The organism is Wenyingzhuangia sp. IMCC45467, assembly GCF_054111205.1.
The window spans coordinates 3,510,578-3,535,502 of the sequence record NZ_CM134196.1; the positions used below are offsets into that span (position 1 = coordinate 3,510,578).

At 32.0% G+C, this 24,925-nt stretch carries 11 protein-coding genes; 10 read left to right on the forward strand and 1 reads right to left on the reverse strand.

Annotation, left to right across the window (positions count from 1 at the left end):
• Window positions 1-57 precede the first annotated feature (57 nt).
• On the reverse strand, window positions 58-936 hold the full coding sequence (locus ACXGQT_RS14860; protein ID WP_457829357.1) for an AraC family transcriptional regulator: 879 nt from the start codon (window positions 934-936) through the stop codon (window positions 58-60).
• A 164-nt stretch (window positions 937-1,100) separates the two neighbouring features.
• Between ACXGQT_RS14860 and ACXGQT_RS14865 the strand changes: the two genes are divergently transcribed.
• The 10 genes from ACXGQT_RS14865 (at window position 1,101) to ACXGQT_RS14910 (ending at window position 24,793) form a co-directional block, all read left to right on the forward strand.
• Window positions 1,101-2,492, forward strand: a complete 1,392-nt coding sequence (locus ACXGQT_RS14865) for a sugar porter family MFS transporter (protein ID WP_457829358.1) — start codon at window positions 1,101-1,103, stop codon at window positions 2,490-2,492.
• Window positions 2,493-2,528: 36 nt separating this feature from the next.
• A complete protein-coding gene (locus tag ACXGQT_RS14870) occupies window positions 2,529-5,816 on the forward strand; it encodes a DUF5107 domain-containing protein (RefSeq protein ID WP_457829359.1) in 3,288 nt (1,095 codons plus the stop codon).
• Window positions 5,800-8,274: a beta-galactosidase gene (locus tag ACXGQT_RS14875; protein WP_457829360.1), complete on the forward strand. Its 2,475-nt coding sequence runs from the start codon at window positions 5,800-5,802 to the stop codon at window positions 8,272-8,274. The genes ACXGQT_RS14870 and ACXGQT_RS14875 overlap by 17 nt, the downstream gene beginning before the upstream one ends.
• 33 nt (window positions 8,275-8,307) lie before the next feature.
• Window positions 8,308-11,205, forward strand: a complete 2,898-nt coding sequence (locus tag ACXGQT_RS14880) for an exo-beta-1,4-galactosidase (RefSeq protein WP_457829361.1) — start codon at window positions 8,308-8,310, stop codon at window positions 11,203-11,205.
• A gap of 62 nt (window positions 11,206-11,267) precedes the next feature.
• Window positions 11,268-12,200, forward strand: coding sequence for a glycoside hydrolase family 43 protein (locus ACXGQT_RS14885; protein WP_457829362.1), 933 nt, complete (start codon window positions 11,268-11,270; stop codon window positions 12,198-12,200).
• 307 nt (window positions 12,201-12,507) lie between these two features.
• On the forward strand, window positions 12,508-16,200 hold the full coding sequence (locus ACXGQT_RS14890) for a hybrid sensor histidine kinase/response regulator transcription factor (RefSeq protein WP_457829363.1): 3,693 nt from the start codon (window positions 12,508-12,510) through the stop codon (window positions 16,198-16,200).
• Between the two features lie 248 nt (window positions 16,201-16,448).
• A complete protein-coding gene (locus ACXGQT_RS14895) occupies window positions 16,449-19,424 on the forward strand; it encodes a glycoside hydrolase family 2 protein (protein WP_457829364.1) in 2,976 nt (991 codons plus the stop codon).
• 296 nt (window positions 19,425-19,720) lie between these two features.
• Window positions 19,721-21,013: a rhamnogalacturonan acetylesterase gene (locus tag ACXGQT_RS14900; protein WP_457829365.1), complete on the forward strand. Its 1,293-nt coding sequence runs from the start codon at window positions 19,721-19,723 to the stop codon at window positions 21,011-21,013.
• 380 nt (window positions 21,014-21,393) lie between these two features.
• A complete protein-coding gene (locus ACXGQT_RS14905; RefSeq protein WP_457829366.1) occupies window positions 21,394-24,093 on the forward strand; it encodes a rhamnogalacturonan lyase family protein in 2,700 nt (899 codons plus the stop codon).
• Between the two features lie 4 nt (window positions 24,094-24,097).
• A complete protein-coding gene (locus tag ACXGQT_RS14910) occupies window positions 24,098-24,793 on the forward strand; it encodes a glycoside hydrolase family 78 protein (RefSeq protein WP_457829367.1) in 696 nt (231 codons plus the stop codon).
• Window positions 24,794-24,925 lie beyond the last annotated feature (132 nt).

A 24,925-nucleotide genomic window follows, 5' to 3' on the forward strand; every position in this document is an offset into this window, starting at 1 on the left:
GCATATCAAATAGAATAAACTATAAAGTCCCTCTAATAATTAGAGGGACTTTATTAGTTAACAATGTGTTTTTTTGTATTGCATAGGAGACATGCCCATTTGTTTTTTAAATACCCTAGAAAAATAATAAGGATCTTGAATTCCTACCTCTCTACATATTTCTTTGATATTAAAATTGGTGAAATTTAAGTACTCACAGGACTTTTCTATTTTTAATCTAATAAAATGTTGAATGGGAGAATGTCCTGTTTTTTGTTTAAATAATTCAGTATATCTAGAAACAGAAAGACTGGCTTGTTGTGCTAGTTGATCTATACTTAATATTTGGTTTAAATGTTCTTTCATAAAAAGAATAGAATGTTCAATTCTGTCTTGAACATTATTGTCTAAAGTATTTTTATAACATAGAGAGCTTAAGAAACCAATTAGTTTAAAATGAGTTAATTCTATTTTTTCATCCGTTAAATCACTCTCCAGTAATTTAATTATTTTCTTTAAGGTTTTAATTCTGCTTTCATCAAAAGCAATATTTATAGCGGTTTCTTTGTTTTCTGTAAAACGATGATAAAACGTAGCAGCATAAGTTCCTGTAAAGTGAATCCAATAAATACTCCAAGCTTCTTGCGTATCACTTCCGTACTGATGTCCCGTGTTTTTGGGGATCATAAATCCAGTATTAGAACTAAGCCATGTAGTTTTACCATTCATTTTAATCCATCCTTTACCTTCTAAACAGTAAATAAAAATATATTCATCAACTCCATGTTTTCTAGCTCTATTGTGATGTTTTGCATAAGGAAAATAACCTATAGCACTAGGAAAAAGATGTTTGTAAAATAGATTGCCCCCTATTTTATTCTTTTTATCACGAGGGAGAACTACAAAAGATTGACCTAAAAAACCTTCTTTAATTTTAGGATTCGGTATATTGTTCATGATAAAGTTTATTTTTTAGCTAAATTAGTATATAATCGTAATATAATCCATTATTTAGTAATAATACTCCATTTTTTATCTCTAATACTAAAAGTATATTTGTCTGTATCTGTAATAAAGTAGTTTTCTTTTTGGTAAATATTAAATAAATCAATAAATATTTTATGAAAAATATAAATTTTAACAAGCCTTATATTTTGTCCATATCTATGGTTTCCGCAATGGGAGGTTTGCTATTTGGTTATGACTGGGTGGTGATTGGTGGAGCGAAACCCTTTTATGAACGTTTTTTTGAAATTACCAATTCAGCCAATCTACAAGCTTGGGCTATGAGTTCTGCTTTAATAGGTTGTGTTTTAGGTGCTGTTCTTTCAGGAGTTATTAGTGATAAATTAGGAAGGAAACGTCCACTCTTATTAGCAGCTTTATTGTTTACCATTTCAGCTTTTGGTAGTGGTGTTGCCCAGACTTATGAAGTTTTTATTATTTATAGAATTATTGGAGGTTTAGGAATAGGGTTGGCATCAGCATTATCACCTATGTACATTGCAGAAGTGTCTCCGTCTCAGTTTAGAGGAAGATTTGTTTCTTTAAACCAAATGACTATTGTGATAGGGATATTAGCGGCTCAAGTGGTTAATATTCTTATAGCAGAAGAGGTTCCTGTGGATGTAACAGATGAATATATACGTAATTCTTGGAATGGAACTACTGGGTGGAGATGGATGTTTTGGGCAGAATTAATTCCGGCCATTGCTTTTTTTCTCTTTACTTTTTTTGTACCTGAGAGTCCACGTTGGTTAATGAAAGCCAATCAGAAAGAAAAAGCATACCCTACTTTAAAGAAAATAGGAGGAGAGATGTATGCTAAAATGGAAATGGAAAACATTCAGGCAACCTTAAATGATGTTGCAGAAAAGGTTGATTTTAAAGCCTTGTTTAACCCTAAATATAGAATGGTATTGGTGTTAGGAATTGTGTTGGCAGTGTTTCAGCAATGGTGTGGTATCAATATTATTTTTAATTATGCCGATGAAATCTTTACAGCAGCGGGTTATGGAGTAAGTGATACCCTTTTTAATATTGTGATTACAGGAAGTGTAAACCTAGTATTTACCTTGGTAGCGATGTTTACGGTTGATAAATGGGGGCGTAAAAAATTAATGTTATTAGGTTCTTTAGGGTTAGCAGTTACATATATTCTTTTAGGAAGTGCTTTTTATTTTGAGTTAAAAGGAGTTGCTGTATTGTCTTTAGTTGTGATTGGTATTGGTGTTTATGCTATGTCTTTAGCTCCTATTACTTGGGTGATTTTATCAGAAATATTTCCGAATAGAATTAGAGGTGCGGCCATGGCTGTTGCTACTTTTTCTTTATGGATTGCATGCTTTGTGCTTACTTATACTTTCCCGCTTTTAAATAAAGGATTTGGGGCAGCTGGTACTTTTTGGGTGTATGCAATGATCTGTTTGTTTGGGTTTTTATTTATCCGTAAAAATCTTCCAGAGACCAAAGGGAAAAGTTTAGAAGAAATAGAAAAAGAATTGGTTAAATAGTTATCGTTAGAATTTAGTTTTTAAATAAATAAAAAGATGAGTGTTAAAGCTTGGCAAGAGGATGTAGTTATCCCTACGTATGAAATAGGTAAAGCAGAAAAAAATCCTATTTTTCTTGAAAAAAGAGTTTATCAAGGAAGCAGTGGTGTGGTGTATCCATATCCTGTGGTAGAAAAGATTGAAGATGAAAAGCAAGACAAAGTTTATAAAGCTGTATATATTGAAAATGAATATATAAAAGTGATGATTTTACCTGAGCTTGGAGGAAGGGTTCAAATGGCTTATGATAAAATAAAAAAACGTCATTTTATCTATTACAATCAAGTGATTAAACCTGCTTTGGTAGGACTTACAGGACCTTGGATTTCTGGAGGTATAGAGTTTAACTGGCCACAACACCATCGTCCTAGTACTTTTTTACCTGTAGACCATACCATTGAAAATAATGAAGACGGAAGTATTACCGTTTGGGTAAGCGAAAATGAAAAAATGTTCCATCAAAAAGGGATGGCAGGATTTACGTTACGTCCCGGAAAAGCTTATTTAGAAATTAAAGGAAAATTATACAACCCAACACCAGTACCTCAAACGTTTTTATGGTGGGCAAATCCTGCTGTTGCGGTAAATGAAGATTATCAATCTGTGTTTCCGCCAGATGTACATGCGGTTTTTGATCATGGAAAAAGAGATGTGTCTACTTTTCCAATAGCAACAGGAACCTATTATAAAGTAGATTACTCTGAAGGAGTAGATATTTCTAACTATAAAAATATCCCTGTTCCTACTTCTTATATGGCCATCAACTCAGAATTCAATTTTGTTGGAGGTTATGAAAATGATACACAAGCGGGCGTGTTACATGTTGCCAATCATCACATATCACCAGGAAAAAAACAATGGACTTGGGGAAATGGTGATTTTGGAAAAGCATGGGATAGAAATTTAACAGATGAGGATGGTCCATATATCGAATTGATGGCAGGAGTTTACACAGACAACCAACCAGATTTTACATGGATGCAACCTTATGAAGAAAAAACATTTACTCAATATTTCTTGCCCTATCGTGAGTTAGGAGTTGTAAAAAATGCTTCACAAGATGTATTGTTAAATATTCAGAAAAAAGATGATAAAGCTATTGTACAGGTATTTGTTACTTCGTTACAAAAAAATGCTAAGGTTGTTTTAGAGGGGTATTTTGATGAGGTTTTAGATTTAAGTCCAGAGCAAGTTTATGAAAGAGAAGTTTTTATAGGTGATGTTGAGGTCATCAATTTGGTATTATTTGTGTATGCAGAAAATGGAAGAGAATTATTGAGGATTAAGGCAGAAGCACAAGAAGGGAAAGAAACACCTGAAGCAGCCAAAGCAGCATTTTCTCCTGAGGAAACCGAGACATGTGAACAATTGTATTTAACAGGGTTGCATTTAGAGCAGTACAGGCATGCCACTTATAACGCTACCGATTATTATTTAGAAGCTTTAAAACGTGATCCTTCTGATGTTAGAAATAACAATGCTATGGGGCTTTGGTTGTTGCGTAGAGGGAAGTTTGTAGAAGCTGAAACCTATTTTAAAAAAGCCATTAAAACCCAATTACAACGCAATCCAAATCCATACGATGGAGAACCTCATTACAATTTAGGATTGTCTTTACAATACCAAGGAAAATATAAAGAAGCGTATGATGCTTTTTACAAATCGTGTTGGAATGCTGCTATGCAAGATGCGGGTTACTTAGGATGTGCTCAAATTTCATGTGTGCAAAACAATTTAACTGAAGCTTTGTACGAAGTAGAGAAATCTTTAATTCGTAACTGGCACAACCATAAAGCGAGAACTTTAAAAGCAGCTATTTTAAGAAAATTAGGAAGAGAACAAGAAGCGTTGACTTTAATCCATGATTCTATAAAAATTGATTTGTTCAATTTTGGGTGTAGATTTGAATCTTATTTAATTACAAAAGAAGCTACTGATTTAAAAGAAATGCATCAAGTAATGCGAGGAGAAATCCACAATTATGAAGTGGTTGCCTTAGATTATATTGCTGCAGGAATGTATGATGAAGCTGTTTTGTTATTAGAAGCTGGAACAAAAGTTTGTGCAACCACTCCAATGACTTATTACTATATGGGGTGGGCATTGAGTTTGGCAAATAAAGAGAGTAAAGTTGTATTTGAATTGGCAGCTACTCATGCACCAGAATATTGTTTTCCAAACCGTTTAGAAGCTATTTTAGCTTTAGAAGTCGCTCAAAAAATAAATACAAATGATGCTAAAGCTCCTTATTATTTAGGAAACCTGTGGTACGACAAACGTCAATACAAAGAAGCCATTGCTTGTTGGGAAAAATCGGTAAGTATTGATGGTACGTTTCCAACAGTTCATAGAAACTTATCATTGGCTTATTTTAATAAATTACAACAAGAGGAAAAAGCTTTGGCTACTTTAGAAAAAGCTTTTAATTTAGATACTACGGATGCTCGAATTCTTATGGAATTAGATCAGTTGTATAAGCGTTTGTGTAAACCTTTTTCAGAAAGATTTGCCTTTTTAGAAAAACACATAGACTTGGTTTTACAACGTGACGATGTGTATTTAGAATATGCAACTTTGTGTAATCAATTAGGTAAGTACACCAAAGCTATTGAGCTGATAGATCAAAGAATTTTTCATCCTTGGGAAGGAGGAGAGGGAAAGGTTCCTACACAATATCAAATAGCAAGGGTAGAGTTAGCCAAACAATTGTTAGCTGATAAAAAAGAAGAGGAAGCCATTGAACTGTTAGAGCAATGTTTAATATATCCTGATAATTTAGGAGAGGGTAAATTATCAGGAGCACAAGAAAATGATTTCCATTATTGGTTAGGATGTGCTCATGAAAGTTTAGGAAACATAGAAAAAGCTCGTCATTTTTGGGAACTAGCCAAAGACGGAGATACTGAACCTGCTGCTGCTATTTTTTATAACGATCAAAAACCAGATAAAATATTTTATCAAGGATTGGCATTGCTTAAGCTAGGTAGAAAAGAGGAAGCAGCACAACGTTTTAATGCATTGATTGCCTTTGGAGATAAGCATATGAATGAAATCATCAAATTAGATTATTTCGCAGTATCCTTACCAGATTTATTGATTTGGGATGATGATTTAACTTTCCGTAATAAAATTCATTGTCACTACATGTTAGGATTAGGGTATTATGGATTAGGCAATACTTCTAAAGCAACACCTCATTTGAAAAAGGCTGCTAAAATGGATGTCAATCACCAAGGAGTACAGGTACATTTAGAGATGATGAATATTTATGAATACATTAAATAATATTAAAGAAATTAATTTTATGGAAATCAATAAAAAGCAGCTTGTACCTATTTTAGTCATGTTCTTACTGGTATTTAATCAGGTTAAATTACATGCACAAAATCATTATAAGATTGATGTATCAAATGTAAAAACAGATGTTTTAAGAGGTCATTTAGACTTAGGAGGCAACAATTCTAAGGGAGATACCATCAGTGTTAATAGTTTTTATTTAGAAAAGAACAAAGAGCCTTTTATTCCTGTTATTGGGGAATTTCATTACAGTCGTTATCCGCATCAATATTGGGAGGAAGAATTAAAAAAAATGAAAGCCGGTGGAATTACGGTGGTAGCCACTTATGTTTTTTGGAATTTGCACGAGTTTAAAGAAGGTGTTTTTAATTGGAAAGATGATTATGATGTAAGAACTTTTACAGAATTATGTGCTAAAAATGGTTTGCAAGTTATTATGCGTGTAGGACCTTTTGCTCATGGAGAAATGCGTAATGGAGGGTTGCCAGATTGGTTGTATGGACGACCAATAGATGTAAGAAGTAACGATCAAACTTATTTGTACTATGTCAATCGTCTCTATCAAGAAATAGGAACTCAATTAAAAGGATTGATGTTTAAAGATGGTGGTCCTATTGTTGGTATTCAAATAGAAAATGAATATCAACATTCTTCAGCACCATGGTCTTTTACTTATACAAATGCTCCAAAAGAAAGAACTGCAGCCAGACGTGATCGTAAAATTGTTCAAGATGGTGTTGGAATTAACAACAAAGGAAATGAGTTTGCGAATGTGGGTAAAGATCATATGAAAACACTTAAAAATTTGGCTATAGATGCAGGATTAATTGCTCCTATTTATACCGCTACAGGTTGGGGGTATGCTACTATTATAGAAAAAGGATCTATTCCAGTAATGGCTGGATATGCTTATCCATTTTGGACTTCAGGGAATAAACCCTCTTCTTTTTATTTGTTTAAAGATTTACAACAAAAACCAGATTATTCTCCGGTGAGTTATGATGTGAATTTGTATCCTTCTATGGCTGCAGAATTAGGAACTGGAATGGCAGTTACCTATGATCGTAGACCTAGAGTGCCAGGAGAAAGTTTTTTACCTTTAATGGTACGTACCGTAGGAAGCGGAACCAATGGACTTGGATTTTATATGTATCACGGAGGAACAACTCCTTCAGTTGGTAATTATTTTATGTCTGAAGGTTCTGGATTAAACAATAAATCGTACGATTATCAAGCTCCTATTGGAGAATTTGGAAAGGTAACAAGTGGTTTTTATTCCTTAAAATTAATCAACTATTTTTTACAATCTTACGGGAATGAATTAGCTCCGCTATATCCTGTTTTACCTGAAACAAATAATGAAATTAAGCCAGAAAACACCAAAACTTTACGCTATGCTGTTAGAGGAGATGGAACCAAAGGTTATTTGTTTATGCATAATTTTCAGGATCATATAGAAACAAAAGATTTAGAGGATCTCAATATTACAATTAACACAAAAAAAGGAGCAGTGAAATTTCCAGCAGAAGGAACTTTTACCTTAAAATCTGGAAGTTCCGCTATTTTTCCTTTTCATGTTAATTATAACGGAGTGCCTATTCAAATGGCAACCCTTCAACCCTTTTATCACTTTGTAAATAACAACAAACCTTATCACGTTATGGTTTCGGTGGAGGGTATTGCTCCAGAAATGCACATCAAAGGAAATTTTAAAGTAAAGGGAAAAGGAATTAAAACGTTGAGAAAAAATGGAAATACGGTAGTTGTTTGTAAAGACAACAGCATTAGCGAATTTCAGGTAAATGGTGTTTCATTTTTAGTGTTGCCCCAAAAAGAAGCACTTAAAATGTATACTGTAGGAGCAAACAATCAACAACAAATTATTTTTAGCAATGCTTTGGTTTTAGATGATGATAAACAAATTTCATTGATTAGTAACAACAAAGAAGAAATAGATTTTACAGTGTATCCTGCTGTGGATAAAGTAAGCACTACAGAAGGGAAATTAAGCCGTATAAAATCTGCTATTCCTCATAGTTGTGCTTGGAGAGTTACGGTTCCTAAAATAAACCCAGCTATTGATTTAATAAAAACAGATGATAGTCACTTTGTGTTAAAAAACAATCATTTAGATTTATCAACCATCAACGATGTATTTATCACTTTTGATTATAGAGGAGATCGAGGAATTTGCATGATGAATGGAGAGTTACAAACCGATGATTTGTACACAAGTAAACCTTGGACAATAGGATTGAAAAAATATCAAGAAGCTTTAAAAACAAACGATATGTATTTTTATTTTATGCCGATGTATAAAGATGCTTCTTATTTGAGTTATTTAGACAAAAATGTAATTCCTGATTTTAGTAACAAGAAAAGTTTTTTAGAAATTAAGGAACCAAAAATATCAGTAGAATATAAGGTTAAAGTAAGCCTATATTAGGATATGAATTAAACATATAAACAACAAGATAACATGGTAAAAAAGTATTTGTATTTCAGTCTTTTATTCATCACTGTTTTTACACTAAGTAGTTTTAAAGAGGGAGATGAAATTGACTTAAAAGGAACTTGGCGTTTTGAAATAGATAGAAATGACGAAGGAATTTTAGCCGAGTGGTTTAAAAGAGATTTAAAAGAGATTGTAAAATTACCGGGTTCTATGGCTAAGAACCTAAAAGGTGATGATATTACCTTAAGTACCAATTGGACAGGTACTATTTATGATAGTTCTTTTTATTTTAGAGCTAACCTAGAAAAATACCGTCAGCCTGATAATATTCATATTCCTTTTTGGTTAACACCTGTCAAACATTATGTGGGAGCCGCTTGGTATCAAAAAGAAGTAAATATTCCTGAAAACTGGAAAGGGAATCATGTTATTTTACATTTAGAAAGAACACATATAGAAACTCGTGTTTGGATTAATGAACAAGAGGTTGGGTTACAAAACTCTTTGGTAGCTCCTCATGAATATGATTTAAGTGCTTTTTTGAAACCAGGAAAACAAAGAATTACTATTAGGGTTGATAACAGAGATAAAGTTAATGTAGGACCCGATTCTCATAGTATTAGTGACCACACCCAAGGAAATTGGAATGGTATTATTGGTAAAATTGCTTTAGAATCTTTTGCCTCTGTATATTTAGAAGATGTACAAGTGTATCCTGATGTTAGGAACAAAAAGGCAAAGATTGTTATTCAGGTTCAGAATACCTCTGACCAAAACTTTAAAGGGAAAATTTGTGTACAGGCCAAAAGTTTTAATTCTGAAAAGTCTGATAAAACAAAAGAAATTAGTGCAAAAGTAATCCTGTCTAAAAACGAGAATAAAACTGTAAGTATAGAACTTCCATTTGGAAAAGGAATGTTGACTTGGGATGAGTTTGATCCCGCTTTGTATCGTTTAGAAGTATCATTGATTTCTAAAAAAGTAAAACAAAGTAAAGAGGTAACTTTTGGAATGCGAGAATTTAGCATTAAAGGAAATCAGTTTTTAATCAATGGAACTCCTGTTTTTTTAAGAGGAACTTTAAACAATTGTGAGTTTCCATTAACAGGGTACCCTGCCACAACGGTTGATGCTTGGAAAAAAATATTTAATCAAGCGAAAAATTTTGGATTGAACCATGTTCGTTTTCACTCTTGGTGTCCGCCAGAAGCAGCTTTTATGGCGGCAGATTTGGTAGGGATTTATTTACAGCCAGAAGGGCCTACTTGGACCAATCACGGACCTAAGTTAGGAAGAGGTCAGCCTATAGATCAATATATTTATGATGAGACTTTAAGAATGAATAAGTTCTATGGGAATTATGCCTCTTTTGTGATGTTATCAGCTGGAAATGAACCTTCGGGAAATCAGGTTTCTTACTTAAATAAGTTTGTAAATTTTTGGAAAGAAAAAGACAGCAGACATGTATATACAGGAATGTCTGTTGGAGGTAGTTGGCCAGTAGTGCCTAATGCAGAATTTCAGGTTCGTGGTGGAGTAAGAGGTGTGAATTGGAAGAGTCACAGACCCGAAACGGTAGAAGATTTTAGCAAAGGAATTGCTCCTTTTACAGTTCCGTTTGTGGCTCATGAAGTGGGGCAGTATTGTGTGTTTCCAAATTTTGATGAAATCAAAAAATATACAGGTGTTTACAAAGCCAAAAATTTTGAAATGTTTCAACAAGATTTGACAGATCATCATATGGGAGATCAGGCAAAAGACTTTTTAAACGCTTCGGGAAAATTACAAGTGTTGAGTTATAAAACTGATATAGAAAAAATGTTAAGAACCCCAGGTTATGCTGGTTTTCAATTGTTAGGTTTACAAGATTTTCCAGGACAAGGTTCTGCTATTATAGGTGTTTTAGATGCTTTTTGGGATGAAAAAGGATATGTATCAGCAAAGGAGTATTCAAGGTTTTGTAATCAAACTGTTCCTTTGGCTGAAATTCCAAAATTTGTATATCAAAATAATGAAACCTTTAAAGCAACTGTTGAGTTGTTCCATTCAGGAAAAGCTCCTTTACAAAATACAGTGATTACTTGGACGATTAAAAATGAAGAAGGAGAAGTTTTAAAATCTAATCAGTTTGAGGCCAAAACGTATAAAAATGGAAATGGAATGTTTGTAGGTTCTTTAGCCTTTCCGTTAGGAGATATTCAAAAAGCATCAAAGTTAAATTTAGAAGTCAGTGTTCAAGGAACCGACTTTGTAAATGATTGGGATTTTTGGGTGTATCCAGTAGCAAAGCAAAAAGCGGTTTCTACGGTTTATTATACCACAAGCTTAGATGCAAAAGCTAAAGAAATATTAGCAAAAGGAGGAAAGGTGTTTTTAAATGCAGCTGGGCAAGTGGTAAAAGGAAAAGAAGTACAAATGTACTTTCAGCCAGTTTTTTGGAATACCTCATGGTTTAAAATGAGACCGCCACATGTTACCGGAATGTTGATTCAGGAAGAAAGTCCTGCTTTTGCAGATTTCCCTACAAGTTATCATAGTGATTTACAATGGTGGGAAATTCAGAATAGGGCACAAGTAATGAATCTTGAAGATTTTCCAGCAGATTTCCGTCCATTAATTCAGCCTATAGATACTTGGTTTATGAACAGAAGATTGGCTTTGGTTTTTGAAGCCAAAGTAGGAAAGGGAAAAATAATAGTTTCTAGTGCAGATATTTCTTCAGAGGTAAAAAACAAACCTGCTTCTTTACAATTATATCAATCATTGATTCATTATATGGATTCTGATAAATTTCAACCTAAACATGAATTGCGTATAGAAACCATAGAAGAAGTGTTTAACTCACCATCAAAAGAACTGTTTGATACTTTTACCAAAGACAGTCCCGATGAATTGAAACCAAATTCTAATCAAAATAAGTAAGGTTTTAATGTAGGTAATAACTATAATCAGAAAAAGAAGTAAAAAGTAATAACCTGAAAATAATGACATTCATAAAAAGAATAATAACGTTTATTTTTATTGTAGCTTGTTGTGGGTGCAAAACCACAAAAAAAAGTAACGATAAAAAAGAACCCAAAGTAGCGTATTTAGCAGCCTATATGAAAGCTAAGGATGAAAAACACATGTATTATGCCATAGCAACAGATGAGTTTTTATTCAAAGAAATTAATAACGGTAAACCAATTTTATCTGCATCTTTTGATGATAAATTAATTAGAGATCCTATGGTTTTTCAAGATCAAAAAGGCATTTATCATATGGTGGCAACTGTATCGTGGAAAAACCGCCCATTGACGGTTTGGGATTCAAATGATTTAATTCATTGGGAAAATGAACGTCTTGTTGATGTTGCTCCTAAAAACGCTTCAAAAACTTGGGCTCCAGAGTTGGCTTATGATGAGGAAAATGATTTGTATTTTATTTATTGGACAGCAGAAATTAATAACGAATGGAAAACGGCTTCTATTTATTATGCTACCACTAAGGATTTTATAAAATTCTCAGAACCTAAAATTTTATACAGTGATGATAGTGATGGTATTTTAGATGCCAACATCATTAAAGTAAATGGATTGTATAAATTAATTTATCGTAAAAATGGAATTTGGGTAGCTAGTTCTAAGAATGCTTTGGGACCATATTCAGATCCATATCAACTAACCAAGGAAAATGTTGAGGGACCTTATGCTTTTCGTTTAAACAATTCCAATGAATATGGAATCACATGGGATTATTATAGAGGAAATAATGGGTTTGGTTTGTTAACTTCTCCAGACTTTAAAAATTGGGAAAGAGTAACCAACCATAAAAAGCCTTATTATAATGAAAATGTTGAATTCCCAAGTGGTATTCGTCATGGTAGTATTATAGGAATAACACAAAAAGAGCTTGAAGGTCTATTAAAAACTTATTAGATATAATATAAGAATTGAAAGCAAATTCAAATAAGTAAAATTTAAGTAATGAATTATGTATCAAAAACCCAGAGTAGAGTTCTACTCTGGGTTTTCCTTTAATGGTTTTTTATCAGTTTTAGCATATAATTAGGCAAACATCATTAAAATAAAGATCTTAAGAATGATATTGATAATTATTGATTGTTTTTGATAGGTATGTTTTTAGGATTGATACACAGGTTTAAATTATTTAGCTATTTTTAAAATTAAGACTTTTGTTTTATGATAGTTGATGATCATAAAAAGTAGCAATCAAAAATTCTAGATGAGAATTATTTATTTTAAAGATCTAAAATGTTTAAATATGGTTTATGTATTTGGTAGGGAGGTTAACAAAACTAAATGTTTGTTTTTTTTGTTTTGTTTGCTTTTTTTTAATCGAATAACTTCTCAAAATCTTTTTTTTGAAAAAGTTACGGGAAATGAAATAAGCCCTATTACTTCTATACATGGTATTGCAAAAGATTCTATTGGTTATATATGGTTTGGAAGTTGGAACGGAGCCTATAGATATGATGGAAAATCATTTGATTTATATACTCATAAACCTAATGATAGTAGTTCAATTCCTAACAATAGAATTAGAAACATTGTTTCTGATAAACAGTATGGATTATGGTTTTTAACTTTTGATAGAAAATATGTGAAGTTTAATTATCAGCTAAATAACTTTAGTACTGTTGAGGATGTAGAGGTACCAGAAAGTGTTAAAAATCAGTTGGTTTTTTCTCATAATAAAAGAAATAGAGATAGAGTAGTTAATGGTAAAGTCTATTATTTATCCTCACATTTGTTTACCTCAAAAGATATTGAATCTGGAAAAGAGTTTAAATATTTAGCAGATATCAACCAGCCAGGTAGGTTGTTAGATGATTATATTTCCTCTTTTTATATAGATGATGAAAATATTATTTGGTTAGGAGCCAGAAATGGAGATGTATACAAAGCAAATGCAAATAGAAATCCATTTAATTTACATTATACTTATAGGCCAAACACAGAAAAATCAAAATTAATAACAGTTAGAACCATTCTTAAAACCAAAGATAGAATTTGGTTGGGAACTGATGAGGGAGTTTTAATTTATGATGAAAATGGAGTTTTAGACGTAAAACATCCTTTTTATAAATCAAATAGCGAAATAAATTTTGTTCGTACACTTTTTAAAGATAAAAAAGGCGGAATTTGGATAGGTGGGGTTAATGGTTTAGAATACTATAATATTACAAATAACAAAATACAGCCTATATTTAATAAAACACTTTATACTGATAGAGAACTACCTTTTTCAGTTTATGCAATGGCATCTGTAAATAACAGTACTTTATGGGTCGGTTTGTATGATGGAGTTGCTACAGTTAATTTAAAAAGTAATGAAATCACAGTTTATAATTTTGAGAAGGAAATAAAAAATCACAGTGTTACAGATATATTATTTGTAGATCATCAACATTTATTATTGGCTACGGAAGGTAGTGGTATAATACCATTAAAAATTGATGGAAATCAACAAGCTTCTATAGATGTTCCCTTATTATCAAAAGGAATTAACACGAGTGTACCTGCCAAAATAATTTACACACTTTATCAAGATACCAAAGGAATTACGTGGGCAGGAACTAGTGAGGGTTTATATAAATTAAATTTAAAAGATAAACCCATTAAGGCTAAAGAGGTTAAGTTGCAATACGAAGCAAAAGCAACTTATATTTCATCTATAACAGATGATGAAACAGGAAATTTATGGATAGCCCATAAAGATGGTATCTCTATGTTAGACAAGAGGACTGAAAAAGTGATTAATTATCAAAAAGAGGATTCTTTTGGGTCGTGGAGTTTTTGGGAAAGAGCTGTTTATAAAGACACTATAAGTCATCAAATTTATTTTGGAGCAAAAAATGGGTATGTGTCTTTCAATCCAAAAAAAATAAAAGCGGTTGTAAATGGAAATAAAAAAATTGTATTAAAAACATTGTATGTTGGCAATGAAAAAGTAATTCCTACACCTAAAGAAGGAATATTAACAAAGACATTAGACCAAACGGAATTTATAGAGCTTTCTCATGATAATAAAAGTTTTAGTATTGAGTTCTCCTCGTTAAATTTTAGAACATCTTCTAAAGAAGTTTTTGAATATCAGTTACAAGGATATGATGATAATTGGATGAAAACTACAAATCATAAAATTTCTTACAATAAAGTACCTCCAGGTAAATATATTTTTAAAGTTAAGTTGGTGTCTTCCTTAAAAACAATTCCTACCACCATACAGGTACATGTTTTAGGACCTTGGTATGCTACTACATGGGCAAAAATAATGTTTGTGATATTAGTATCGGTTATTTTATTTTGGATTTTTAGAGAAATTTTATACAGAGACCGTTTAAAGAATGAAATTAAATTAGAGCGTTTAAGTAGAAAACAACAGGCAGAATTAAATAAAGAAAAATTAGCTTTTTTTACAAGTGTTTCACATGAACTAAAAACGCCATTAACCTTAATTTCAGGGCCTTTAAAAAAATTACAAGAAGGAGAATTGAATAGTGAGGATAAAAAAGTATATCTATCTATTGTTAATAGAAATGTGCAGAATTTAGCTAGGCTTATCAATCAAATATTAGACTTTAGAAAATCAGAAAAAGGAAAGTTAAAAGTTAATAACACCCATTGTAATTTTAAAAGTTTAGTTGATGACTGTTATAGTTCATTTAAACTTATTGCAGAAAACAGAAAAATTAGCTTTGATGTGGAGGTAGATGACACTCCACTTAATTGTTATATAGATATAGAAAAAGTAGAACAAATATTAATGAATATTTTATCAAATGCTTTTAAATATACTCCCGACAGAGGTAGTGTTTTATTTTCGGTAAAACTAAATAGCAAAAAATCTACTTTAAAAATAAAAATAAAAGATAGTGGAATAGGTATTGATGCTTTGTCAATATCAAAAATATTTAACCCCTTTAACAATGTTGGGGCAAGGCCTTTTCATGGAAATTCATCGGGAATAGGACTTTCTTTAACCAAAAATCTCGTTGATATTTTAGGTGGAACTTTAAAGTTAGATAGTGAACCACAAAAAGGAACTTTGGTTTCAATAAAATTACCTTTTGTAAAAAGTGAGCAAGTAAATACCGAAAAAGAGGAACATCATTTAACGAATATAACAATTAAGAAAAAAAGTATTGAGTCTAAAAAACCTACATTACTTATAGTAGAAGACAATGCTGATGTACAAACTTATTTAAGTAAGGAGTTAGAAAGTCAATTTACTTTGTTACAAGAATATGATGGAAAAAAAGGATTAAACGCTGCTGTAAAACACATTCCTGATATAATTATATCAGATGTTATGATGCCAATTATGGAAGGGATTGATATGTGTAAACATTTAAAATTAAATCAAAACACATCACATATTCCAGTTATATTGCTAACGGCTAAAGATTCTGATGAAAATCAAATAGAAGGCTATCAATACGGAGCAGAAGCATATATAACCAAACCTTTTAATGTAGATATTTTAAAAGCACAAATTAAGAGTGTTTTAGACAACCGAGCTATATTACAAAAACAATTAGCTAGTGTAAAATCTATAAATGATTTACAAAAAGATTTACCAGACTTAGACCATATTTTTCTAAAACGAATTACAGATTTTGTAAAACAAGAAATTAAAAATCCTGATTTTAGTACAGAAACATTAGCAGAATTGATGAAAGTAAGTCAGAGTCAATTATACAGAAAATTAAAAGCAATTAGTGGTAGTACGGTTCATGAATTTATTACTCGTGTAAAAATGGATCACGCTCAAGAGTTGTTAATTAATTCCGATTTAAATATTTCTCAAATAGCCTATGAGACAGGTTTTACAGAACCTTCTAATTTTTCTAGAACTTTTTCTAAACATTTTGGTTCTAGTCCAAGCAATTATTTAAAAAAGAACAAAAGTTAAAGTAGAGGTATAAAGTTGGTATTTAAAACTAAGTTAAAACTACTGTTTTGTTAAATTCTATTTTGTATTTGCTCCTTTATACTCTTAGTGTTTTTTATAACCTATCACTTCTTGTTTTTTGATTGGTAGTGATAAATATTGACATGTATTGATATATCCATAGGAAAGTGTTTAACTTACTTTTGAATTTGTGAATTATTTTTAGAGAATATAAAACCAAATAAGTAGGAATAAATAAAGTGAAATACATGAAAATTAGTAAGATTTTTTTAGTTGTTGTAGGATGTATCGCATTTATACAATCATCGTTTTCTCAAGAAGAAAAATATAATTTTAATTATGGATGGAGGTTACATGTAGGGAATGTAGAAGAAGCTTCAAAAGAGAGTTATAATGATGGTAAATGGGAGCAAGTAAATTTACCATATGCATGGAATCAAAAAGAAGCATTTAAGGTAGATATAGCAGAATTACCCACTAGTATAGTATGGTATAGAAAAACATTTACCCTACCCGAAAACAGTAAAGACAAAAAAGTGTTTGTAGAGTTTGAAGGGGTTAGACATATGGGGGAGTTTTACATCAACGGAAAATATATTGGAAGACATGAAAACGGAGTCATGGCTTTAGGTTTAGACTTAACACCTTTTGTAAAACCCTATCCGCAAGAAAATGTTATAGCTGTTAAAACAGATAATGATTGGAAATACAAAGAAAAGTTAACCGGTTCTGGATACCAATGGAATGATAAAAACTTTAATGCTAATTATGGAGGTATTCCAAAGAATGTTTATTTACACATAAAACCTAAAGTGTATCAAACATTGCCTTTGTACTCAACATTAGGAACTACCGGAACTTATGTATATGCTACAGATTTTGATATCAAGTCTAAAAAAGCAGTAATCAATGTAAGTTCACAAGTAAAAAATGAATCAAAACAACCAATAGATGCTCAGTTAAAAATATCTGTAAAAGATATGGATGGTAAAACAGTGGCTACCTTTTTAGGAGATCCATGTACCATGTCTCCAAATGGGATGAGAGATTTAAAAGCGGAGAAAGAAATAGAGAACCTGAATTTTTGGAGTTGGGGATACGGTTACTTATACAACGTAACCAGTGAGGTATTGGTTAACAACAAAACTGTAGATAAAGTAACTATTCGTACTGGTTTTCGTAAAACGGAGTTTAAAAAAGGAATGGTGTACTTAAACGATAGGGTAATTATGATGAAGGGGTATGCTCAACGTACCAGTAATGAATGGCCCTCTTTAGGAATGTCTGTACCTGCTTGGTTAAGCGATTATAGCAATCAATTAATGGTAGAAAGTAATGCCAACTTGGTAAGATGGATGCACGTTACACCATGGAAACAAGATGTTGAGTCATGTGATAGAGTAGGATTGTTACAAGCCATGCCTGCAGGAGATGCAGAATCTGATGTACGTGGTCGTAGATGGCAACAACGTTTAGAACTAATGAGAGATGCCATTATCTATAATAGAAACAATCCTAGTGTTGTGTTTTATGAATGTGGTAATGAAAGTATTTCAGAAAGCCATATGCAAGAAATGAAAAACATCAGGAATCAATACGATGCTTATGGAGGACGTGCCATTGGAAGTAGAGAAATGTTAGATAGTAAGGTAGCAGAATATGGAGGAGAAATGTTGTACATCAATAAAAGTGCAGATATTCCTTTTTGGGCTACAGAGTACAATAGAAATGAAGGATTACGTAAATACTGGGATGAGTTTACACCACCTTATCATAAAGAAGGTACAGGAGGAACTTATGCACATAATATAAATGGATCAAAAGTAAAAGATGCAAGTTCTTACAATCAAAATCAAGATGCAGCAGCTATAGAAAATGTAGTACGTTGGTATGATTACTGGGAAATGAGACCAGGAACAGGAGAAAGAGTAAGTTCAGGAGGAGTCAATATTATTTTTAGTGATACCAATACACATTACAGAGGAGCCGAAAATTACAGAAGAAGTGGAGAGGTAGATCCAATGCGAATTCCTAAAGATGGTTTTTATTCACATCAAGTAATTTGGGATGGTTGGGTTGATACAGATACTCCTAAAGCACATATTCTAGGACACTGGAATTATAAACCAGGAGTGGTCAAAGATATTACGGTTGTTTCTACTGCCGATGAAGTTGAATTGTTTGTAAACGGAAAGAGTTTAGGAAAAGGAAAACAAAGTAAAAGGTTCTTGTTTACTTTTAAAGATGTTGCTTTTAAAAGTGGAGAAATAAAAGCTGTAGGTTATAATCAAAAAGGAACTAATGTTTGTGAAGATATCATTAAAACAGCAGGAAAAGCATACAAATTAAAGTTAAGTAGTATTATAAATCCAGCAGGAGTATTTGCAAATGGAAATGATTATGCTATGGTTCAGGTTGAAGTAGTAGATAAAGAAGGGAACCGTTGTCCTACAGCATTAAACAAGGTTGACTTTAAAGTTAAAGGAGAAGGTGTTTTTGTAGGTGGAATAGCTCAAGGACCAGACAATTATATTGGAGCATCTACCATACCTGTAGAGTGTGGTGTTAATAGAGTTTTTATAAAGTCAACTCAACAAGCCGGAGAAATTAAAATTAAAGTATCATCTAATGGTTTAAAAAGCGATGATCTTTCTATAGAAACTAAAAAGGTAGATATTAATGAACTATCTAAGTTGTCTTTATCAACTTCATTAGCTTCATATTTAGGAAAAGGAGCTACACCTAATAAGCCATCATATACAGTAAAAAGAACCCCTATTAAAATTGTTGGTGCTAAATCAGTATCTAATCAAGCAGAAGTGGCACTAAGTTATGATGATGATGAATTGACAAGTTGGACAAATGAAAAGGAAGAATCTTCTAGCATAGAATACGAGTTAGAAAGAGAAGCATTGGTTAGTCAGGTAGTCTTAAAACTATCAGGATGGAGAACTAGGTCTTACCCTGTAAAAGTATATGTTGACGATAAGGTTGCTTTTGAAGGAAAAACACCTCGTAATTTAGGGTATGTTACCCTAGATGTTAAACCAACAAAAGGTAAAAAAGTACAACTGGAGTTAACAGGAAATACTGAAGATAGTGATGCTATGGAGTTGGTTGAAATTACCGGAAAAGTAGACAAAGCAGGTTTAGAAGAAAGTAATGCTTCTACACAAAAATTTCCTGTTGTAGAGATAGAAATTTACGAGGCTATTAAAAATTAATGAATAGAATATAATTTTAGTAATTGGTAGGTGATTACCCGTCTATATAGTTTTAACTATTCTTGACGGGTAAAAGCTTTTTATGTAATTACAAATATTAAAGATACCCGTTGTGCATTTGTAACAATATTTGTCAGATTGAGTGAAATTTGTATCGAAATCAGAGTTTGATATTAGTAAAATTAGTTCTCGATACAATTTTTCCTTCCTTATCTCAGAAAATATTACTAGAACGGACATCTGTAATTTATTTTTTAATACAAATGCACAATGGGTTAAAGATAAAAGACATAAAAATGAAAAAAATAAAAATACTTTGGTTGTTACTGTTTAGTTTATCAACCATTTTTAGTGTACAATCACAAACATATAATTTCGGAAAAAAGATAGAGAAAAACACAGGAGTAATCATAGATCAAAAAATAGCTTACTCAAAAGACTTAGGCTACGGTTTTGATTATGCTACTGAAAAAGATATAGAGATAAACAATACTTCATTTTCTAGTGAAAAATCTGTTTATTTTTCTGTGAAAGTACCAGCAGGTAATTATAAAGTAGAAGTTGTTTTAGGAGGAGAAAAAAAGGCAAAAACAACTGTTAAAGCAGAGGCAAGAAGATTGATGTTAAATCAAATAGAAACCTTAGAAAATGAAACAGTAACAAAAACTTTTACAGTAACATTAAGAGGAACAAAAATTAAAGGGAATAAAAGAGGTGTTAAATTAAAATCTAGAGAAATAGGAACTTTAGGTTGGGACGATAAACTAACTTTTGAGTTTTTAGGGAACTTAAGAGTTCAAAGTCTTAAAATAACACCAGCATCCAATGTAGTTACTATGTTTTTAGCAGGAGATTCTACGGTTACAGATCAAAATAATGAACCATGGGCTTCTTGGGGACAGTTTATTACCAATTATTTTACTAGTGATGTAACAGTGTCTAATTACGCAGCATCTGGGTTGGCTTTGGTTTCTTTTGAATATGGAAATAGATTAGAAAAAATTTTAGAGGTAATAAAACCAGGTGATTATCTTTTTGTAGAGTTTGGTCATAACGATGAAAAAAGAAAAGGAAAAGAACATGGTGCTTGGGGGTCATACTCAGATTTATTAAGAGAATTTGTAACCAGAGCTAAAGAAAAAGGAGGAATACCTGTTTTGGTAACTCCAACACAAAGACGTCATTTTAATGATGATGGTACTTTAGAAGAAACGCATGGAGATTTTCCTGCTGCCATGAGAAAAGTAGCCAAAGAATTAGATGTGTATTTAATTGATGTAACCAAAATGACTACCAAGGCTTATGAAGCTTGGGGTGTTGAATATTCTAAAAATGCATTGGTACATTATCCAGCCAATACTTTTCCTAATCAGACCAAAGCATTAAGCGATAACACACATTTTAATAGTTTTGGAGCCAATGAAATTGCCCTATGTGTGTTAAAAGGGATAAAGGAATTAAACTTAGATATTTCAAAATACATCAACCAGAATTTTACAGACTACAATCCAAACAAGCCTTCTAAAATTGAAAACTGGACTGTGCCAATGAGTACCAAATATGATTTGGTTAAACCTGATGGAAATTAAAAAAAAAGAATATCAAGTTATTGAAATGAGAGATTTAGAACAAAAATTAAAATAATATTTATACACATTGTGTTTGTATAAAAAACTGTGGTTTTGTTAAAAATCACAGTTTTTTTATGTCTTTACTTTTGCAGTAAAAAATTACGTAATAGCTTTAAAATAGTAGTGTTTATAGGGTGTTGTCATGTTTATAGAAGATATGATAGAGATTGACTGTAATTGATAATATGTTTTGTATAGTTTGAGTATAATTTTATCATCCCGAATATTTTGAAATATTTAAATAAATAACCCTTGTGTTAATGATTTTGAATTTAATTGTAGAAACAAGGTTTTTATTGTTTAAAGAAACATGAATTAAATTAATTAACTACAAAAGTATGATAAACATTATTTTTAACATTTTACAAAGAAAAATCTTTGCAAAAAAACAAGCTGTAACCAGTTTAAACATTTGCTTGGTATTTGTTTTTACATTAAAAATATTCTCACTTCAGGCACAAAGACCTATGGAATATTTAGATAGAGGTTTGGTGGCTTTAGAAACTCAAACAGGAGTTTTTGTGTCATGGAGAATGGTGGGAACAGATGATTCAAATGTAGCCTTTAATCTATATAGAAATAATGAACAGGTAAACGTTTCTCCAATTACTAATAAGACCAATTTTGTAGATTTTAAAGGAGATGCTCAGGATGAATATAAAGTCGAAACCATTGTAAATGGTGGTGAAAATGAAATGACTAAAAAAATCAAACCATGGCCTTATGCCCCATCAATAGATGCTGGAAGAGATAATTTGGCACGTTTGGAAATCCCTATTCCAACAGCTCCTGCATCAAACTTAACAGCAGGAGATATGTCTGTAGGAGATTTAGATGGAGATGGAGATTACGAACTTGTTTTTCAATGGGAAGGTGGTAGAGAAGACAATCCGTATTTAGATGCTATAGACTTACAAGGAAATCATTTGTGGAGAATTAGTTTGGGTTCAAATGTTATATACAATGGTTTAGCCATTTTGGTGTACGATTTTGATGGAGATGGTAAAGCCGAAGTGGCTTGTCAAACAGGACCAGGTACAATAGATGGGTCAGGAAGTTATTTAAGTAAAGGGCCAGCAGCTACAGATGATGATTCTAAAATCTATGAAAGAAGTGCTGGAAGAATAGTAGAAGATCATGCTTATTTTACTGTTTTTAATGGTCAAACAGGTGTTGAGTTGGCAACAGCCGAATGGCCTGTGCCTATAGGTCCTAGAGAGGATATGGAAGAAACTTGGGAAGATAATTATGGACATAGAGCGAACTCAACCAAAGGAGCAGTGTTGTACGATGCAGTAAAAGGACCTTTAATGGTGTTTACCCGAGGAATTTATTCTAAAATAGGTATGGGAGCTTATACTTGGGATGGAACTACTTTAAAACAAGAGTGGTTGTTTGATAGTGATGATTATCCTGATGGAATGTATAGAGGAGAAGGGAATCATGGGGTGACAGTTGCTGATGTAGATGGAGATGGTTCTGATGAGTTAATGTACGGTGCTTGTGCTATAGACAATAACGGATTAGGTTTGTATGCTACAGGTAGAGGACATGGTGATGCTCACGCTTTAGGAGATTTAGACCCTGATAGACCTGGAATGGAATATTATCAACCTCATGAAAATGCTACTTATGGACTTTCTCTTAGGGATGCTGCAACAGGGGAAATTTTATGGGAGTATTTAAGTCCTTCAGATGTAGGAAGAGCTTATGCAGGAGATTTTACTGATGCAAATAGAGGTTTTGAAATTGTTGCTGTTGGTGATTTTGTGGATGATGGTAGAGATGACCATAGTTCTGTGTTTGATGTTAAAGGAAATTTATTAAACCCAGACATTTATTACAATGCATTTTTTCAACCAGTGTATTTTGATGGAGACATTCAAAGAGAGTTAAGAAATAGTACAGGAGTAGATGATGTGAATAATGGAGGTAGAATTTTAACAGGATGGTATTACGGAGCTAATACAATACACTCTACTAAAGAAGATGCTAATTTGGTAGCAGATATTTTAGGAGATTGGAGAGAGGAACTCATTTTTGTAAAGGCTGATAATAGTGCTTTTGTATTATTTTCTTCTTGGATTCCAACTCAACATAAAGTATATACCTTAATGCACGATCCTGCATATAGAATGCAAGTAGCTAGTCAAAATATAGGATACAATCAGGTGCCTAATGTAAGCTATTATTTACCAGACTATGCTTCATATCAACCAAACATTACCACTATAAAAGCAGATAGGTCTAATGATGATGATGATAAAGATGGAGTGGTTAATATTGAAGATCAATGTCCAGAAACTCCTGAAGGAGACATAGTTGATGAAAAGGGCTGTACTGTTTTAGATATTCCTAACAATAATTTTACTATTGAAACTGTTAGTGAAACGTGTTTAGGAAGTAATAATGGAAAAATAGTAGTTACTGCTACAGATGAGTATAACTATGTATTGGAAATGAAGGATAATACTTATGAGTTTACAGAAACATTTACCCTTGAAGATTTAACTCCAGACGATTATGAATTTTGTATTTATATTCTTAATACTTCTTTTAAACAATGTTATTCGGTAACTATTGAAGCAGGTGGAACAATAGAGGTGACTTCAAAAGTTCAAGAAAATGTATTAACAATGGAAGTAGAACAAGGAACTGCTCCATATAAAGTATTTGTAAATGGTCAAAAAACATTAGAAACCTCTGAATCATCTTTTACAGTTGCTGTAAATCAAGGGGATTCAGTTGAGGTAATAACTGATAAAAATTGCGAAGGTACCATAACTAAGACCATAGATTTTTATGAATTAATGATTCCAACTCCAAATCCAACTCATGGTGTTTTTGATATTCTTGTGCCTAGTACAAAAGATGTAGTTGTTATAGAGGTTTACAATGCTGTTTCAAGAATTTCATCAAATTCTTATCCTATTGTTAACGGAAAAGCAACATTAGATTTAGCAGGAAATGCTAACGGAGTGTACTTTGTAAAAGTATTGTTACAAAAGCCAGTAGTATTAAAAATTATCAAACAATAAACAAATGAAAAAATATATATATTTAATAGCCTTAGTAAGTTTATTCTCTTGTGGAGGCTCAGAAGGAGAGGTTATAGGAGGTGAAACAGGAAATAATAAAGCTCCTACAAAACCAAATATTAAAGCTCCTGTAAACAATTTATTATGTATAGATAATAATATTAGGTTTGAATGGAATAGGTCTTCTGATCCTGAAGGAGATGCTATTAGTTATACAATTCAGATTTCAAAAGATAATCAATTTAATACCATAGAATATACAGATAATATTGTGCCTAGACTTGTTGATGTTACTTTAGAAAAAGGAGTAAGTTATTATTGGAGAGTTAAGGCAACAGATTCTCAAAATAATTCAAGTGAATATTCCACGACTTATCAATTATATACAGAGGGGAATGGAAAAAGTAATCACCTACCTTTTGCAGCTGCGTTGGTAAGCCCTAGCTATAATGCCAGTGTTAATGAAACCACAGCAACTTTACAATGGACCGCTAGTGATGTTGATACTGCAGATGTATTAACGTATGATGTATACTTTGGTACTTTAAGTGAACCTGAGACAATGGTATCTGAAAATCAGGTAACAAATAGTTTTGATGTTTCGCTAACAGCAGGGATTCAATATTATTGGAAAGTTGATGTAAAAGATAATCATGGAGCTAAAACCCAAGGTCAGATATGGACATTTACAACTAATTAATTACGGAGTACATAATTAGTTTTTTCAAACTATTATTTTAAAGAAGCCACAATAAGCAGTTATTAGTTTATTGTGGTTTTTTTTATTTTAAATAGGGAATGATTTTTATATTCAAATATGATGATTAGTATG